A 15,594-nucleotide genomic window follows, 5' to 3' on the forward strand; every position below is an offset into this window, starting at 1 on the left:
CTTCGATGAACTGAAGCAACTTGCTGTCGATAACTGCGTAACTCATTGTTTACCAAGGAGTTTTCCGTTTCGACTGCGCCGGAAGTGGGGCGAATTATAGACTTCCAGAATCTGCCGTCAAGGCTTAATTACGCTTTTGTTGCAGAAGGCGCTTTTTTAGCAATAAGGCGAGGGATTCGGCGCATTACCGGCGGCACCCGCAGCAACAGAAGCAGCGCACCTATAGAAGCGTAGATAACCCACTCCTTCAGATCCGCCCGCACTATCCATAACATATGCAGCAAACCGAGCCCAAGAATCACATAGACCAGGCGGTGCAGCTTCTTCCAGCGGCTCCCCAGCCGACGCTGGCTGTAGCGGTTCGACGTGACGGCCAGCATCAGGAGAGCAACAAACCCCAGCGCACCCACGATGATGTAGGGCCGCTTGCTCAACTCTACGCCGAGCTGCGACCAATCCAGCCCCAGGACAAACACGCAATAGGCCGCCAGGTGCAGCACAACATAAGCAAAGCACCACAACCCCAGCTGTCGACGCACCGCTATCCACCCCGCCCAACCGCTCAACTTCTGCAGCGGCGTCATGGCAAGTGTGATCAGCAATAGAATCAACGTGCCCAAACCCAGGCGATCAACCAGCACCTTGCCAGGGTCAGGCCCCAGCGCAGAACTCCACGCTTCATACAACCAGAGCAATGGCCACACTGCGGCGGCTACAAACACGCCGATGCGCCAGATGGGATAGCGCATCAGTAGTTCTTCCGCAGATCGAGGCCGGTATATAAAGAAGCGACCTCATCCGAATAGCCATTGAACATCTGCGTTTCGCGCACATTAGGACTGAACAGGCCGCTCGGCAGACGGCGCTCACGCGCCTGGGTCCAGCGCGGGTGATCGACCGTAGGGTTCACATTCGCATAAAAACCATACTCATCAGCCGCAATACTTTGCCAGGTGGTTTTCGGCTGCTCACTGACCAGACTGATCCGCACGATGGACTTCACACTCTTGAAGCCATACTTCCACGGCACCACCAGGCGCAACGGCGCGCCGTTCTGGTTAGGCAACTCCCGCCCATACATACCCACAGCGAGGATCGCCAGCGGATTCATCGCCTCATCCAGGCGCAGCCCTTCTACATAAGGCCAGTCGATCAAGCCGAAACTTGAGCGCTGCCCAGGCATGCTCTTGGGATCCTGAAGGGTTTCAAAACGGATGTACTTGGCTTTGGAGGTTGGCTCGACCTGCTTGAGCAACGCGGAGATGGGAAAGCCTATCCACGGAATCACCATGGACCATGCCTCGACACAACGCAGGCGGTAGATGCGCTCTTCCAATTCATAGGGCTTCATGAAGTCCTCCAGGGCATAGCGCCCAGGCTTTGCGACTTCACCATCTATCACCACGCTCCAGGGCTGCGTCTTGAGCGAGCCCGCATTCGTTGCCGGGTCGCCCTTGCCTGTCCCGAACTCATAGAAGTTGTTGTAGTGGGTCGCGTCCTTGAATGGCGTGATGGCCTCATCCTTGACCGTTACGGCCTGCCACTTCGTATTCGGAAGTTTTCCCGTAAACCAGTCGGGCGCCCTCCCCGGCTCGACGTCGGCATACCGCGAGGCATCGCCCGCACTGGCCCAACGCGGCAAGCTGCTGGCGGCAATACCAGCGAGCGCACCACCGAGCAAGCTGCGGCGAGAGAGGTAGAAGGATTCAGGCGTGACATCCGATTCGTGACAATCGGACGCTTTGGGTAATTTGATTAACATGGTAACTCCGCAGCGTTGGAGAACTGATGCACCAATAGACTGCGGAGTATGGGGGAAATTACATTAAGGCAATGTTTTGTCCCGACGCAGACGCAACAAGTACTGAATCGGACCCGAAGCGGCGTAGGCCAGGAACGCCAGCAGCAGGATACGCGGTGGATCACTGAACACCACCGCGAACACCAGCACCACGACAAGGATGGCCACGAAAGGCACGCGCCCCTTGAGGTCGAACTCCTTGAAGCTGTTGTACTTGATATTGCTGACCATCAGCATGCCGGCCGCCGCCACCATCAGGGCAACCAGGAACGACATCTTCGACCCCTGAATCCCGTAGTCGCTGAACGCCCAGACAATCCCCGCGACAACACCCGCCGCTGCCGGGCTGGCAAGGCCGATGAAGTAGCGTTTGTCGGCAGTCCCCACCTGGGTGTTGAAGCGCGCCAGGCGCAAAGCGGCGCCCGCGACATAGATGAAGGCAACCATCCAACCCACCTTGCCCATGTCACCCAATGCCCAGGCAAACGCCAGCAGTGCGGGAGCGACACCAAAGGCAACCATGTCCGACAACGAGTCGTACTCGGCGCCGAAGGCACTTTGGGTATTGGTCATGCGCGCCACGCGCCCGTCCAGGCCGTCGAGCACCATGGCCACGAAGATCGCGATCGCGGCAAAACCGAAGTATTTGCTGGCACTCGCCGCATCACCCGCCGCCAGCGCACTCTGGGCACTCATGGAGTTGATGATGGAATAGAAGCCGGCGAACAGGTTCGCCGTGGTGAACAGGTTGGGCAGCAGATAGATGCCACGATGCCGGACCTTGCGGCCTTCGGCGTCATGCCCTTCTTCGACATGTTCATCGATCGGCAGCATGCTTTCGGCGTCGGAAGCCTGGTTTGGCTCTTCGGGACGTTCGCTCATGGACTTTACCTTGCAACGGTGTGAAAAAAATTCGACAGATACTTGCAGCGATTGTTCGCCTGCAAACGATGCAGCTTTATACCAGAACCGGCCCTCCAAACGAAAAAACGCGGCCTAAGCCGCGTTTTCCCTTGATGCGTCCGACTTAGTTTTTGGCTTTGTCGACGATCTTGTTGGCACCGATCCACGGCATCATGGAGCGCAGTTGCTCGCCGATGACTTCGATACCGTGAGCGGCGTTGTTACGACGCTTGGCGGTCATCGAAGGGTAGCCGGTAGCGCCTTCGCTGATGAACATTTTGGCGTATTCGCCGTCCTGAATACGTTTCAGGGCGTTGCGCATGGCCTGGCGGGACTCGGCGTTGATTACTTCAGGGCCGGTCACGTACTCGCCGTATTCGGCGTTGTTGGAGATCGAGTAGTTCATGTTGGCGATACCGCCTTCGTACATGAGGTCAACGATCAGCTTCAGTTCGTGCAGGCATTCGAAGTAGGCCATTTCCGGCGCGTAGCCAGCTTCAACCAGCGTTTCGAAACCGGCTTTTACCAGTTCAACGGTACCACCGCACAGAACGGCTTGTTCGCCGAACAGGTCGGTTTCGGTCTCGTCCTTGAACGTGGTTTCGATGATGCCGGTACGACCGCCACCCACGCCAGCAGCGTAGGACAGTGCAACGTTCTTGGCATTGCCCGACGCATCTTGGTAGATCGCGATCAGGTCAGGGATACCGCCGCCTTTGACGAACTCGGAACGCACGGTGTGGCCGGGTGCTTTCGGCGCGATCATGATCACGTCAAGGTCAGCACGCGGCACAACCTGGTTGTAGTGAATCGCGAAGCCGTGGGAGAAGGCCAGGGTAGCGCCCTTCTTGATGTTCGGCTCGATTTCATTCTTGTACAGCGAGGACTGGAACTCGTCCGGGGTCAGGATCATGACCAGGTCGGCAGCCGCAACAGCGGAAGCTACGTCAGTCACTTTCAGGCCATGGGCTTCAGCCTTTGCTACGGTGGCCGAACCTTTGCGCAGGCCAACGGTGACGTCAACGCCGGAATCTTTCAGGTTGCACGCTTGGGCGTGGCCCTGGGAACCGTAGCCGATGATGGCGACTTTCTTGCCCTGGATGATCGACAGGTCACAATCTTTATCGTAATAAACTTTCATGAGGTTCCTCTATATATCCAGGCCGTAAGGCCATTCGCTAATTGGGTTAGATGCTGAGTACTTTGTCGCCACGGGCAATCCCGGTGACACCACTGCGTACGGTTTCCAGAATCGAGGCCGTCCCGATCGACTGGATGAAGCTGTCCAGTTTGTCGCTGGTACCGGTCAGTTGAACGGTATAAACGCTGGCGCTCACATCGACGATCTGCCCGCGATAAATATCGGTAGTGCGCTTGATCTCGGCACGCTGGGCACCCGTGGCCTTGACCTTGACCAGCATCAGTTCGCGCTCGATGTGAGCGCTTTCCGACAAGTCGACCAGCTTGACCACTTCGATCAGCTTGTTGAGGTTCTTGGTGATCTGCTCGATCACCTCATCGTGGCCCACGGTGGTCAACGTCAGGCGCGACAGGGTCGGGTCTTCGGTTGGGGCCACGGTCAGGCTTTCGATGTTGTAGTTACGTTGCGAAAACAGGCCGACAACACGAGACAGAGCGCCGGGTTCGTTCTCCAGAAGCAGGGAGATAATATGCCGCATGATTAAGTACGCTCCGTCTTGTTCAGCCACATGTCGCGCATAGAGCCGTCTTTGATCTGCATCGGGTAGACGTGCTCGCTGGTATCCACCTGAATATCGATGAACACCAGGCGGTCCTTCATGGCGAACGCCTCTTCCATTTTCGGCTTCAGATCTTTCAGATCGTTGATGCGAATGCCGACGTGGCCATAGGCTTCAACCAATTTGACGAAGTCTGGCAACGATTCCATGTAGGAATGGGAGTGACGGCTACCGTAGCTCATGTCCTGCCACTGACGAACCATGCCCAGTACGCCGTTGTTCAAGCAGACGATCTTCACCGGAAGGCCGTACTGCAGGCACGTCGACAGTTCCTGGATGTTCATCTGGATGCTGCCTTCGCCCGTTACACAGGCAACGTCGGCATCCGGGAAGCTCAGCTTTACACCCATGGCCGCAGGGAAACCAAAGCCCATCGTGCCCAGGCCACCAGAGTTGATCCAGCGGTTAGGCTTGTCGAACTTGTAGTACTGCGCCGCGAACATCTGGTGCTGGCCTACGTCGGAGGTCACAAAGGCGTCGCCCTTGGTCACTTCGCACAGGGTTTCGATAACGGTTTGCGGCTTGATAATGCTGCCGTCGCCCTTGTCGTAAGGGAACAGGCCGCGATCACCGCGCCATTCGTCGATCTGCTTCCACCAGCTGGCAACGGATTCCTTGTTCGGCGTTTCGCCGATGTCCTTGAGCGCAGCGACCATTTCGGTCAACACGCTTTCTACAGGACCCACGATCGGCACATCGGCCTTGATAGTCTTGGAGATGGACGCCGGGTCGATGTCGATGTGGATGATCTTGGCATTCGGGCAGAATTTGCTCGCACCGTTGATCACCCGGTCATCGAACCGCGCGCCCACTGCCAGGATCACATCGGCGTGGTGCATGGTGAGGTTGGCGGTGTAGCTGCCGTGCATACCGAGCATGCCGACGAACTGACGGTCCGAACCCGGGAATGCGCCGAGGCCCATCAGGGTGTTGGTCACCGGCAGGTTGAGCAACTTGGCCAGTTCGGTCAACGGAGCGGACCCGCCGCCCAGAATCACGCCACCGCCGGAGTACAGCACGGGGCGCTTGGCCGCCAGGAGCATTTCTGCCGCCTTGCGGATTTGCCCCGAGTGCCCACGCACGGCCGGGCTGTAGGAACGCAGCTTGGCTTTCTTGGGAAAAACATATTCGAATTTTTCGGCCGGGTTGGTCATGTCTTTCGGGATATCAACCACCACAGGGCCCGGGCGACCGGACTGGGCGAGGTAGAACGCCTTTTTCATGACTTCCGGGATTTCCGACGCGTGCTTGATCATGAAGCTGTGTTTCACGATCGGGCGGGAAATACCGATCATGTCGGTTTCCTGGAATGCATCGGTGCCGACCATGGTGCTAGGCACCTGGCCAGAGATGATCACCATCGGGATGGAGTCCATATACGCAGTCGCGATGCCGGTAATGGCATTGGTTGCGCCTGGGCCGGACGTTACCAGTACCACGCCGGCTTTACCGGTGGCACGGGCGTAACCGTCAGCCATATGGGTCGCGGCCTGTTCGTGGCGAACCAGGATGTGGGTAACAGCCGGTTCCTTGAACAGTGCGTCGTAGACATGCAGCAGAGCACCACCTGGGTACCCGTAGATATAGTCGACGCCTTCGTCACGCAAAAAGCGGACGAGCATCTCACCGCCAGATAAAAGCTCCACGTTGTTCACCTCTAAAACGCCAGAATACCGTCCGTTAAAAAACCGACGGGTCTTAATAGGTTTACTTCTCAACAGAGCATGAGCGACGGTGGTCGCCGACTACGTCAGCACTGACTGAGCAAGTATTGGGATCGTCCCAAGTGTTGCGGGCTTTTCCCACCCAGCGCGAGGTAACGCGTTGCGGGTGTTACAGGTCGGCGCGGATGTGCGCCTCATGATCTGCTGAGCGGGCCTGCTTCTGGCAGTCCCGATACAGCGGACTTTGGATTCTTCTGTTTCACGCCCTTCAAGTCAAGCAATAATTGCGCTTTTTTCCAACTAAGCGCATGAGAACGTAGAAGAAAGGGCTTTGAGGAGGGATAAAACTCGCCTGAATGTCGTCAAGCGGTAGAAATGTGCGCAAGACTGCCGGAAAAACCGGCAGTCAGGCAATTAACGAGCGTCGACGATCAATTGATCGAACTTTTTCAGCGCGTTACGCAAGCCGAGGCTCTCCCGCGGTCGGTCGGCGTAGACCATCTCGGCCATTTCCAGGATCCCCGACGCATTCGGCAAGGGCAGGTCTTGCTCCAGGATCTGCTTCATGCGCGCGAGGAAGATCCATCGCAGCCACTGATGGAAGTCCAGGGTGTCGACGGAAAAGGGCTCGACACTGCTGAGGGCTCCAGCGCTAGGGGGGACTTCATCCCACCAACCCTGCACGCGCAGTTCGCGCTCGATCAGCAATAACTGTTCGGCAATCTCGGAAAAACGTGCATCCATCAGAGGCTGACCTTGGCTTTTTGCCGCGCCTGGGCTGCACCGGCGGCATCCCCTTGGGCGGCACGTGCATCACCGATCAAGGCCCACAGGCTGGCTTGCAGGTCCGGACGGCCATTGGCCAGGCTCAGGCCGCGACGAGCGAATTGCTCCGCTTGGGGCGCATCGCCCTGGGCCATGCGCACCTGGGCCAGGCGGTAGAGCACTTGTGGCTCACGCGGCGCCACGCGCTGGGCACGCTCAAGGCTCGACGAAGCGCCATTCAAATCGCCACCCGCCTGCTGCTGCTGAGCGGTGGTGAGCAACGCCAGTACCGGGCCATCGAGTTGTTCGTCAGCCGACAACCCGCCCGCACTGGACGATGACGGAATACCGCTCGGCGTCGAAGGCATGTTGTAGGTGCCTTGGTTGACCGGCGCGGTTTGAATCGGCGTGGAGTTCACCGGCCCGGAAGTGCTCGGGCCTGGGGTCCATGGCTCGGCACTGATAGGCGCCGAGGTTGCAGCCCCGCTGCCGGGCACCATCACCACGACGCCCGAATCCTGGGGAATTGCCTGGGTTGCAGCTTGGGCAGGTCGTTTGACCACAGTCTGACGGAAGCCGCCATTGGCCGAAATGCGGTCGTTATTGGAGACGGACGTGCTTGAGTCCACCACAGGGATAGAGCCGCGCTGCACGCTGGAGCAGCCGCCGAGCAAAGCCAGAGCCGTAATTGCTGGAATCCACAACTTGTTCACTTGAAACCCTCTTTGCTTAGTTCATCCAGCCCTTGACCCAATCCATCACCGATTCCGCGTCAGCAGGTGTACTGCCACTGCACGCGGCGCCGGGTGGTGGTTCGCTGCCGCGAATATACGGCATCTGCACCGCGCCCGGACAGTTGGCGTCGGAGCCTTGGCCGGTGTGCGGGTCAATCCAGGCCTGCACGATGTTGTCTGGCTGCGGCATGTTGAGCGGCAACGGGTCAGCCTTGCGCATGAAACTGGTCCATACCTGCAGCGCGCCGGTCGCACCGGTGAACGGCGTCTTGCCATTGTCGTCACGTCCCAGCCATACCACGGCCAGTACATCCTGGCCGAACCCTGCGAACCAGCTGTCGCGGGAGTCGTTACTGGTACCGGTCTTGCCGGCCAGGGTCAGGTTCGACGGCAGCACGCTGTAGACCGAACGCCCTGTACCCTCACGCATCACACGCTGCATGGCATTCTGGATCAGGTAAATGGAACCCGCGTCGAAGCGCTGCTGAATCTGGAACGGGTAGCGCTTGAGCGGTTCGCCATCGGCGGTCAGCACACTGCGAATACCGCGCATCGGCGTGTTGAAGCCACCATTGGCCAGGGTCTGGTACATGGTGGTCACTTCCATCGGCGTCATGGCCGCAGCGCCCAAAAGCATGGATGGGAATGCAGGGAACTCACGCTCCACCCCCAGTCGCGCTATGGTTTTCAGGACATTGGGCACACCTACCTCAAGCCCCAGGCGCGAGGTCGAAATATTGTAGGAATGCGCCAACCCTTGATACAGGAACACCGTGCCATGGGAGCGGCGGTCGAAGTTCTTGGGGGTCCACACCTGGCCATCCGCACCTTTGACCGACAGCGGGTCATCGGACAGCCAACTGGTCAGCGTGTACTTGCTGGGTTTTTCCAGTGCAGTGAGGTATACAGCGGGCTTGACCAGCGAGCCAATCGGCCGCACGGCATCCAGTGCGCGGTTGAAACCGGCGAAACTGGCCTGGCGGCTGCCGATCATGGCCTGGACCTCGCCGGTTTCCGGGTTGGTCACGACCATGGCGGCTTCGACTTCATCCGAGCCTTTACGGCCGGTCAGGCGCTTGAAGGTGTCGTTGACCGACGCTTCGGCCTTCATCTGCAGGATGGGGTCGAAGCTGGTGAAGATCCGCAGGCCCTCTTCGGTCAAGTCTTCGTCGCGGTAGTCTTCGCGCAGTTGGCGCTTGACCAGGTCGATAAAGCCGGGAAATGAGCTATCCGCCAGCTTGCCGCGGGTGGTCACACCCAGTGGCATTTTCTTCGCGGCGGCCACCTGTTCAGCGGTGGCGACGCCCTGCTGCTCCAGCACATCGAGCACCAGGTTACGGCGTTCAAGTGCACGCTCCGGGTTGCGGCGCGGGTTGTAATAGGACGGCCCCTTCACCATCCCCACCAGCAACGCGACCTGATGCAATTTCAACTCGGACAACGGTTGCCCGAAGAAGAACTGGCTGGCCAGGCCGAAACCGTGCACGGCGCGCTGGCCATCCTGACCGACGAATACCTCGTTGAGGTAGGCCTCGAGGATTTCCTGCTTGCTGTAATGCAGCTCCAGCAACATCGCCATCATGGCTTCGGTGAGTTTACGGGTGAGGCTGCGTTCGTTGGTCAGGTAGAAGTTCTTGACCAATTGTTGCGTCAACGTACTGCCGCCCTGGGTCATCTTGCCGCCGGAGGTGTTGACCCAGATAGCGCGGGCGATCGACTTCGGCGAGACACCCCAGTGGCTATAGAAATCGCGGTCTTCGACAGCGACCAGGGTTTCCAGCAGGTACGGCGGCACCTGATCGAGCTTGATCAGGATGCGATCTTCAAGGTTTTTCGGGTAAATACCGCCGATCAGCAACGGTTCAAGACGCACCACCGGCAGCTTGGAGCCATTGAGCGACGACAGCTCAGCCACATAGTCGCCCGAGAACCGCACGCGCACCGGCTGGGCTTTTTCCAGGCCTTCGTAGAACTGGAAGCCACGGGTGTTCAGGTCGACGGTATTACCGCTGACCGCCGCAGCGCCTGGGCCATTGCTCACAGGTTCGCGGCGGTAGCCCAGTGCATCGAGCTCGGTGAGGAAATCCTCCTTGCTGAGCTTCTGGCCAGAGAACAGCTCCAGCGGGCGTGCATACACCTTGGCCGGAATCGTCCAGCGCTTGCCGGAGAATTTTTCCTGCACCACGGCATCGAGGTACACCGCAAGGCCGGCGACCGCCACAAGGCCCACCAGGCCAAGCTTGATCACCCAGCCCAGCCAAGGGCGCGGGCCGCGGGAAGGAGGTTTTTTACGGGAACGGGGAGATCGGGTTCGAGTCATGGCGGCGGATTATACGCACTTTATTGATGATCAACATGAGCCGGACAGCGGTTTGCACGACTGGCATCAGCAGCCATAATGCCCCCCATGATTTCCCCCAGACTTTGAAGGATCGCCCGTGAGCCAGACCCTGATCGCTGCCCTGCAAAACCCGGCCTTGTACCCTCATCCGGTTGACGCGTTTCAAGTCATCGAGACCCATATTTCCTGGGTGATACTGACGGGCCCCTATGCATATAAGCTGAAGAAACCGATGAACTTCGGCTTCCTGGACTTCACCAATCTGGACGACCGCGGGCATTTCTGCCGCGAGGAACTGCGCCTGAACCAACGCCTGACCGAAGATTTGTATCTTGAAGTGTTGCCGATTACCGGCACTGCCGAGGCGCCGCAACTGGGTGGCGACGGCCCGGCCATCGAGTACGCGCTGAAAATGCGCCAGTTCCCGCAAAGCCAGATGCTCAGCACCCTGCAAGCCAACGGCGAACTGACCAGCGCGCACATCGATGAGATGGCCAAGCAGATTGCCCAGTTCCACCTCAGCGCCCCTCAAGTTCCGCAAGATCACCCGGCCGGCACGCCGCAGGAAGTGATGGCACCGGTACGCCAGAACTTTGACCAGATCCGCCCGTTCCTCAGCGACAAGGCCGACCTGACGCAACTGGAGGCTCTGCAAGCCTGGGCTGAAAGCAGCTTCGAACGCCTCAAGCCTCTGCTTTCCCAGCGCAAGCTAGAGGGCTATACCCGTGAATGCCACGGCGATATCCACCTGGGCAACGCCACCCTGATCGATGGCCGCGTGGTGATCTTCGACTGCATCGAGTTCAACGAGCCGTTCCGCTTTACCGACGTGTACGCCGACACCGCCTTTTTGGCCATGGACCTGGAAGATCGCGGCCTCAAATGCCTGGCACGGCGTTTTATCAGCCAGTACCTGGAACTGACCGGTGACTACCAGGGCCTGGAACTCCTGAACTTCTATAAAGCCTACCGTGCGCTGGTGCGCGCCAAGGTTGCACTATTCAGCATGCCGAGCGAAGCCAACCCGGTGCAACGCGCGACCACCCTGCGCCAGTACCGCAACTACGCCAACCTGGCGGAGAGCTACAGCACCATTCCTTCGCGTTTCCTTGCAATCACCCATGGTGTTTCAGCCGTGGGCAAGAGCCACGTGGCCATGCGCCTGGTCGAAGCCCTGGGCGCCATCCGCCTGCGCTCGGATGTCGAACGCAAGCGCCTGTTTGGCGAGCAGCAGGTAGAGAACACGCCACAGGCCGGCATCTACAATCAGGACGCCAGCGCTGCCACCTACGCACGCCTGAACGAGATTGCCGACACCGTGCTGCGCGCCGGCTACCCGGTAGTGCTGGATGCCACGTTCTTGAAACGCGCACAGCGTGACGCCGCCGCCCAGGTTGCCGAAGCCACTGGCGCGCCGTTCCTGATCCTGGACTGCAACGCCCCGCACGCCGTTATCACCAGTTGGCTGGCCCAACGCCAGGCGGATAAAAACGATCCGTCCGACGCCACACTGGCCGTTATCGAAGAACAACAAGCCAGTCGTGATCCGCTGACTGCCGAGGAGCTGCTGCTCAGCAAGCGTGTCGAGACCAATGAAAGCGGGACGCTCGACGCCTTGGTCGGGCATATCCGCCAGCGCCTGCCGGGCCTGTAAGAAATATTTCTTGGTCGTGTCGCCGTCTTCGGCGCGCGACCTCGCGATAGTGGCACTATACTGGCTCAATAACACCAGCCAGAGTCGCGATCATGAGTCAGCCCAAGCTTCTTGATACCCCGCTCTACACCCTCCTGCACAAGGACGACATTCGCGGTTTCAACCAGGAACGTCCTGAAGGCGGCACCATCGATATGCGCGGTGGCGACTTTCGAGGGCTGGACCTGCGCGACCTGAACGCCAGCGGCATCGACTTCACCGACGCCTATTTTCGCTCTGCCGACTTGCGCGGCCTGGACTTGCGTGGCTGCTCACTGGAAGGCGCCAGCCTGGCCCATGCGCAGATTTCGGGTGCTTACTTCCCGCCCGAACTTACGGCTGACGAGATTCTGATGTCGGTCAATTTCGGTACTCGCCTGCGCTATCGCACCAGATAACCCCTCGTACCGAACCACGGCGACGCCCCAAGCCTGCCGGGCGGTAGCCGCCTTCCTGTGAGCAAACGCCTTCGCACCCTTCTTATAAGCTTTTCAGCCCTTCCTGACCAAAGAACCACGCTTTTCCTACTGAGCGCTACACTCATTTTCAGGCTGCCTGGTCACGACACCCACCGCACCATTCGGCCAACGCAAGGAGGCTTGATGAACGATGAGCTGCAACACCTGAAAAACCTTGGCAAGACGTCAGCGCAGTGGCTGCATGCGGTGGGCATCCACAGCGCGTCCGATTTGCGTCGGCTGGGGGCGGTCGATGCCTACCGAGCCGTGCGCACGCGGGGGTTTCGAGCCTCGAAGGTTCTGCTGTATGCGATTGAAGGGGCATTGATGGATGTGCACTGGAACGACATACCCACGGAGCGCAAGGAGGCCTTGAACCGTCAGCTGGAAGCGATTTCAGTGCATCAGAAGAACTAGAGCGGCACTCAAATCCAGTGTTTACGGGCATTACAAACGAGCGTTTGAGAAAACTGGATGAGGCAGAAAAACAAATGTTGACTCTCAAATGAGAATCGTTATGATTATCACAACTGGTCGCGAGATCAGCCGATAACTGAAAGACCATTGGTTCGGACTCTCAGATTATCTCCTCATCAGGCTAATCACGGTTATTTGACCCGGCTCTTGCCGGGTCTTTTTTTGCCCGCGAATTAACCGGCCTCAGCGCGCAATGATCAGCGGATGCCCACGCTCCGGATGCGGCTGTACCAGCACATCCAGACCGAATACAGCCTTGAGCGGCTCAGGTTGCAAGACTTGGGAGGGCGTATCCAACGCGTGAGGGCGGCCGTTTTCCAGCAACAGGATCCGGTCGCAGTAACGCGCTGCCAGGTTCAAGTCATGCAGGATGACCAGCACCGCAGCGCCTCTGTCGGCGAAATGTCGGATAGCTTGCAAGGTGGTGTGTTGGTGCAGAGGGTCGAGCATCGACGTAGGCTCATCCAGCAACAACGTCTGCCCTGCCTCACCCGGCCATAACTGCGCCAATACCCGCGCCAGGTGCACACGTTGCCGCTCGCCGCCGGACAACGCCAGGTAACTGCGGCCACTCAGGTGGCCTACATCCGCCGCGTTCAGCGCCGCGCTGATGATTTCGTCGTCACGCACCCGCCCGGTCTGATGGGGCAAGCGGCCCATGCCCACCACCTCTTCGACACGGAAGGCAAAATCCAGGGTGGAAGATTGTGGCAGCACCGCCAGGCGCTGGGCACGCTGCGCGCCGGTCATGTGCTTGAGCGCCTGCTGATCCAGCCAGACCTTGCCCTGATCCGGCTGCAACTCCCCGCACAGCGCCCCAAGCAAGGTACTTTTGCCGGCGCCATTGGGGCCCAGAACGCCCAGCACTTCGCCCGGCAACAGGTCCAAGGTGATATCGGCCAGCACGGTTTTACCACCACGCCGGATCTGCAAAGCTTCTACCCGCAACATCAGGCGCGCCCTCGTAACAATAAATAGAGGAAAAACGGCGCACCGATAAACGCAGTGACAATACCAATCGGCAGTTCCGCCGGCGCCAACGCCAGGCGCGCCACCAGGTCCGCAAACAACAGCAGGCTCGCCCCCGCCAATACCGAGGCCGGTAACAACACCCGATGATCCGGCCCCGCCAGCAACCGCACCAGATGGGGTACCACCAACCCGACAAAACCAATCATGCCCGCCGCCGCCACTGCAGCGCCAACGCCTAAAGCCGTACAGAACACCAGCTCACGCTTGAGCCTTTCAACATCAATACCCAGATGATTGGCCTCAGACTCACCCAACAGCAGCGCGTTCAGCGCCTTGGCCCGGCGCGGCAACCACAGCGCCACGCCCACACTCACCAGCAGCAAGGGCCACAACCGCGAGTAACTTGCGCCATTGAGGCTGCCCAGGTTCCAGAACGTCAGGGTGCGCAAGGTGGCGTCGTCAGCCAAATAGGTAAAGAGCCCCACCGCAGAACCGGCCAGGGCCGTCAGCGCGATACCGGCAAGCAACATCGTCGCGACATTGGTCTGGCCATTGCGACGCCCCAACCGATAGACCAGCGCCGTGACGCCCAAGCCACCAAGGAATGCACACAGCGACAACAGGTATGGCCCGAAAGCATCCGGCAGCCCGCCAAAGAACGAGCCACCGACAATCGCCACCGCCGCCCCCAGCGCGGCACCGCTGGATACCCCTACCAACCCAGGATCGGCCAGCGGATTGCGGAACAGCCCCTGCATCGCCACACCCGACAACGCCAGCACACCGCCGACCGCCAGCCCCAACAGGGTCCGTGGCAGGCGAATCTGCCCCAGGATCAACTCGGCCTGCTCCAACCCCTGGGCCTCTATCGGTACGCCCATCAGTTTTAGCGCAGCCCTGAGCGTGTCCACTAACGGCAGGCTGACCGGCCCCAGTGCCAATGAAAGCCAGATCGCCAATACACACAGCAGCGAGAGCCCGATAAACAGCGTTTTTGGCTTAACCAGAGTGGTCATGGGGCAGGCTTAGGCTGGGACGGATAAAAATCGGCAGACAGCTTCTCCAGGCTTTGCGGCAATCTAGGCCCCAGGCCGCCTACCAACAACGTCGGATCCAGCTCAACGACGCGGCCGCTCTTGGCTGCCGGCGTAGAGGCAAGGATCGGATTTTCCTTGAACATGGCAGCACGCGCCGCGTCCCCGCTCAGCGCGCGATCAGCAAACACCAGCACCTCAGGGCTCAAACCCGCCAGCGACTCGACGGAAAACGGTTTATAGCCGGTGTGCGTGGCCAGATTACGCCCACCAGCCTGCTGCAACATCCAGTCAGCGGCCGTGTCCTTGCCGGCGATCAGCGGTTTGCCACCGGCATGGCCGAGCAGCAACAACACGCCTGGAGCCTTCTGCGTAGCCTGGGCCTTGGCCACCCAGTTTTTCTGCTGCGCCAGCGCCTGCTCATACCCGGCAAACAAGGCATCAGCCTTAGCCTCACTGCCGAGCAGTTTCCCCAGGTGTTCAAGGTTGCCTTTGAGCGTGGGCAAATCCGGATGGGCCGAGAACATATCCACCTGCACGCCGGCACTGCGAATCTGCGCCAGCACCGGCGGCGGCCCCATTTCCTCCGTACCCACAAGGATTTGCGGGCGCAGGCTGAGAATGCCTTCGGCCGACAGCTGCCGCTGATAACCGATGCTCGGCAAGGCCTTGAGCGACGCCGGATGCAGACTGGTCGTGTCTACCCCCACCAGCTTAGACTCACCGCCCAGGGCCGTCACCCATTCCGACAGCGCACCGCCGGCACTGACCCAGCGTTGCGGCAGTTCGGAGGCATGCACCCCAGGGTTGACCAGCAGTGAGGCAACAAGCGCAATAGCACTGGTACTCAGGCGCATAACAGGGTTTCCTTCCTAGGGCAGGGCCACTCAAGCACTCATTGATGTGACAGATTACCCCTGCCATGCATCGTATTGAGCACCCAGTCAGCTGACGGGCGAAGCGGGCATTTGATAATTGTTTGCATTTGCACG

Annotated in this window: 15 protein-coding genes; 3 read left to right on the top strand and 12 right to left on the bottom strand. The window is 59.5% G+C overall.

What is annotated here, in order from left to right:
* Positions 1–128 precede the first annotated feature (128 nt).
* From msrQ to mrcB, 9 genes are all read right to left on the bottom strand, one after another.
* The gene (msrQ, locus tag DK871_RS02875) at positions 129–749 is read right to left on the bottom strand and encodes a protein-methionine-sulfoxide reductase heme-binding subunit MsrQ (protein WP_161903917.1); all 621 of its coding nucleotides are present in this window, start codon (positions 747–749) and stop codon (positions 129–131) included.
* Positions 749–1,762 carry a protein-methionine-sulfoxide reductase catalytic subunit MsrP gene (gene msrP, locus DK871_RS02880; protein ID WP_161903918.1) on the bottom strand — a complete coding sequence of 338 codons (1,014 nt, stop codon included), beginning with the start codon at positions 1,760–1,762 and terminating at the stop codon, positions 749–751. Before msrP ends, msrQ begins: the two co-directional genes overlap by 1 nt.
* A gap of 63 nt (positions 1,763–1,825) precedes the next feature.
* A complete protein-coding gene (gene pssA / locus DK871_RS02885) occupies positions 1,826–2,683 on the bottom strand; it encodes a CDP-diacylglycerol--serine O-phosphatidyltransferase (protein WP_032895300.1) in 858 nt (285 codons plus the stop codon).
* A 145-nt stretch (positions 2,684–2,828) separates the two neighbouring features.
* Complete coding sequence (ilvC, locus tag DK871_RS02890; RefSeq protein ID WP_003194132.1) at positions 2,829–3,845, bottom strand: ketol-acid reductoisomerase; 1,017 nt, start codon at positions 3,843–3,845, stop codon at positions 2,829–2,831.
* A gap of 46 nt (positions 3,846–3,891) precedes the next feature.
* Entirely contained in the window at positions 3,892–4,383 is a 492-nt protein-coding gene (ilvN, locus tag DK871_RS02895; protein ID WP_003176102.1) for an acetolactate synthase small subunit, read from the bottom strand.
* A gap of 2 nt (positions 4,384–4,385) precedes the next feature.
* The gene (locus DK871_RS02900; RefSeq protein WP_161903919.1) at positions 4,386–6,110 is read right to left on the bottom strand and encodes an acetolactate synthase 3 large subunit; all 1,725 of its coding nucleotides are present in this window, start codon (positions 6,108–6,110) and stop codon (positions 4,386–4,388) included.
* Between the two features lie 432 nt (positions 6,111–6,542).
* Positions 6,543–6,872 carry a YqcC family protein gene (locus tag DK871_RS02905; protein ID WP_161903920.1) on the bottom strand — a complete coding sequence of 110 codons (330 nt, stop codon included), beginning with the start codon at positions 6,870–6,872 and terminating at the stop codon, positions 6,543–6,545.
* The gene (locus DK871_RS02910; protein WP_054917942.1) at positions 6,872–7,606 is read right to left on the bottom strand and encodes a M48 family metallopeptidase; all 735 of its coding nucleotides are present in this window, start codon (positions 7,604–7,606) and stop codon (positions 6,872–6,874) included. Before DK871_RS02910 ends, DK871_RS02905 begins: the two co-directional genes overlap by 1 nt.
* Positions 7,607–7,622: 16 nt before the next feature.
* Positions 7,623–9,947 (bottom strand): penicillin-binding protein 1B, encoded by a 2,325-nt coding sequence (gene mrcB, locus DK871_RS02915; protein WP_003194136.1) that lies wholly within the window; start codon positions 9,945–9,947, stop codon positions 7,623–7,625.
* A 118-nt stretch (positions 9,948–10,065) separates the two neighbouring features.
* Here mrcB and DK871_RS02920 point away from each other — a divergent pair, with 118 nt between their 5' ends.
* The 3 genes from DK871_RS02920 to DK871_RS02930 all read left to right on the top strand — a co-directional run bounded on the left by DK871_RS02920 (position 10,066) and on the right by DK871_RS02930 (position 12,536).
* Entirely contained in the window at positions 10,066–11,622 is a 1,557-nt protein-coding gene (locus DK871_RS02920) for a bifunctional aminoglycoside phosphotransferase/ATP-binding protein (protein WP_161903921.1), read from the top strand.
* A gap of 92 nt (positions 11,623–11,714) precedes the next feature.
* Complete coding sequence (locus DK871_RS02925; RefSeq protein WP_161903922.1) at positions 11,715–12,059, top strand: pentapeptide repeat-containing protein; 345 nt, start codon at positions 11,715–11,717, stop codon at positions 12,057–12,059.
* A 204-nt stretch (positions 12,060–12,263) separates the two neighbouring features.
* Positions 12,264–12,536, top strand: a complete 273-nt coding sequence (locus DK871_RS02930; protein WP_003194139.1) for a TfoX/Sxy family protein — start codon at positions 12,264–12,266, stop codon at positions 12,534–12,536.
* 243 nt (positions 12,537–12,779) lie between these two features.
* On the opposite strand, the gene DK871_RS02935 is transcribed toward DK871_RS02930, so the two are convergent.
* Genes DK871_RS02935 through DK871_RS02945 form a run of 3 tightly spaced genes read right to left on the bottom strand, consistent with a single transcriptional unit; the run spans position 12,780 to position 15,459 of the window.
* Positions 12,780–13,547 carry a heme ABC transporter ATP-binding protein gene (locus DK871_RS02935; RefSeq protein WP_161903923.1) on the bottom strand — a complete coding sequence of 256 codons (768 nt, stop codon included), beginning with the start codon at positions 13,545–13,547 and terminating at the stop codon, positions 12,780–12,782.
* A complete protein-coding gene (locus DK871_RS02940; protein WP_161903924.1) occupies positions 13,547–14,584 on the bottom strand; it encodes an iron ABC transporter permease in 1,038 nt (345 codons plus the stop codon). Before DK871_RS02940 ends, DK871_RS02935 begins: the two co-directional genes overlap by 1 nt.
* On the bottom strand, positions 14,581–15,459 hold the full coding sequence (locus DK871_RS02945; protein ID WP_161903925.1) for a hemin ABC transporter substrate-binding protein: 879 nt from the start codon (positions 15,457–15,459) through the stop codon (positions 14,581–14,583). Before DK871_RS02945 ends, DK871_RS02940 begins: the two co-directional genes overlap by 4 nt.
* Between the last annotated feature and the right edge of the window lie 135 nt (positions 15,460–15,594).

This window comes from Pseudomonas sp. L13, from assembly GCF_009935965.1.
GTDB lineage: Bacteria > Pseudomonadota > Gammaproteobacteria > Pseudomonadales > Pseudomonadaceae > Aquipseudomonas > Aquipseudomonas lactis.

Excerpts from the sequence above, each read along its gene's own strand:
- msrQ (WP_161903917.1), bottom strand. The coding sequence starts at position 749 with ATGCGCTATCCCATCTGGCGCATCGGCGTGTTTGTAGCCGCCGCAGTG.
- msrP (WP_161903918.1), bottom strand. The coding sequence starts at position 1,762 with ATGTTAATCAAATTACCCAAAGCGTCCGATTGTCACGAATCGGATGTC.
- pssA (WP_032895300.1), bottom strand. The coding sequence starts at position 2,683 with ATGAGCGAACGTCCCGAAGAGCCAAACCAGGCTTCCGACGCCGAAAGC.
- ilvC (WP_003194132.1), bottom strand. The coding sequence starts at position 3,845 with ATGAAAGTTTATTACGATAAAGATTGTGACCTGTCGATCATCCAGGGC.
- ilvN (WP_003176102.1), bottom strand. The coding sequence starts at position 4,383 with ATGCGGCATATTATCTCCCTGCTTCTGGAGAACGAACCCGGCGCTCTG.
- DK871_RS02905 (WP_161903920.1), bottom strand. The coding sequence starts at position 6,872 with ATGGATGCACGTTTTTCCGAGATTGCCGAACAGTTATTGCTGATCGAG.
- mrcB (WP_003194136.1), bottom strand. The coding sequence starts at position 9,947 with ATGACTCGAACCCGATCTCCCCGTTCCCGTAAAAAACCTCCTTCCCGC.
- DK871_RS02925 (WP_161903922.1), top strand. The coding sequence starts at position 11,715 with ATGAGTCAGCCCAAGCTTCTTGATACCCCGCTCTACACCCTCCTGCAC.
- DK871_RS02930 (WP_003194139.1), top strand. The coding sequence starts at position 12,264 with ATGAACGATGAGCTGCAACACCTGAAAAACCTTGGCAAGACGTCAGCG.
- DK871_RS02935 (WP_161903923.1), bottom strand. The coding sequence starts at position 13,547 with ATGTTGCGGGTAGAAGCTTTGCAGATCCGGCGTGGTGGTAAAACCGTG.
- DK871_RS02940 (WP_161903924.1), bottom strand. The coding sequence starts at position 14,584 with ATGACCACTCTGGTTAAGCCAAAAACGCTGTTTATCGGGCTCTCGCTG.
- DK871_RS02945 (WP_161903925.1), bottom strand. The coding sequence starts at position 15,459 with ATGCGCCTGAGTACCAGTGCTATTGCGCTTGTTGCCTCACTGCTGGTC.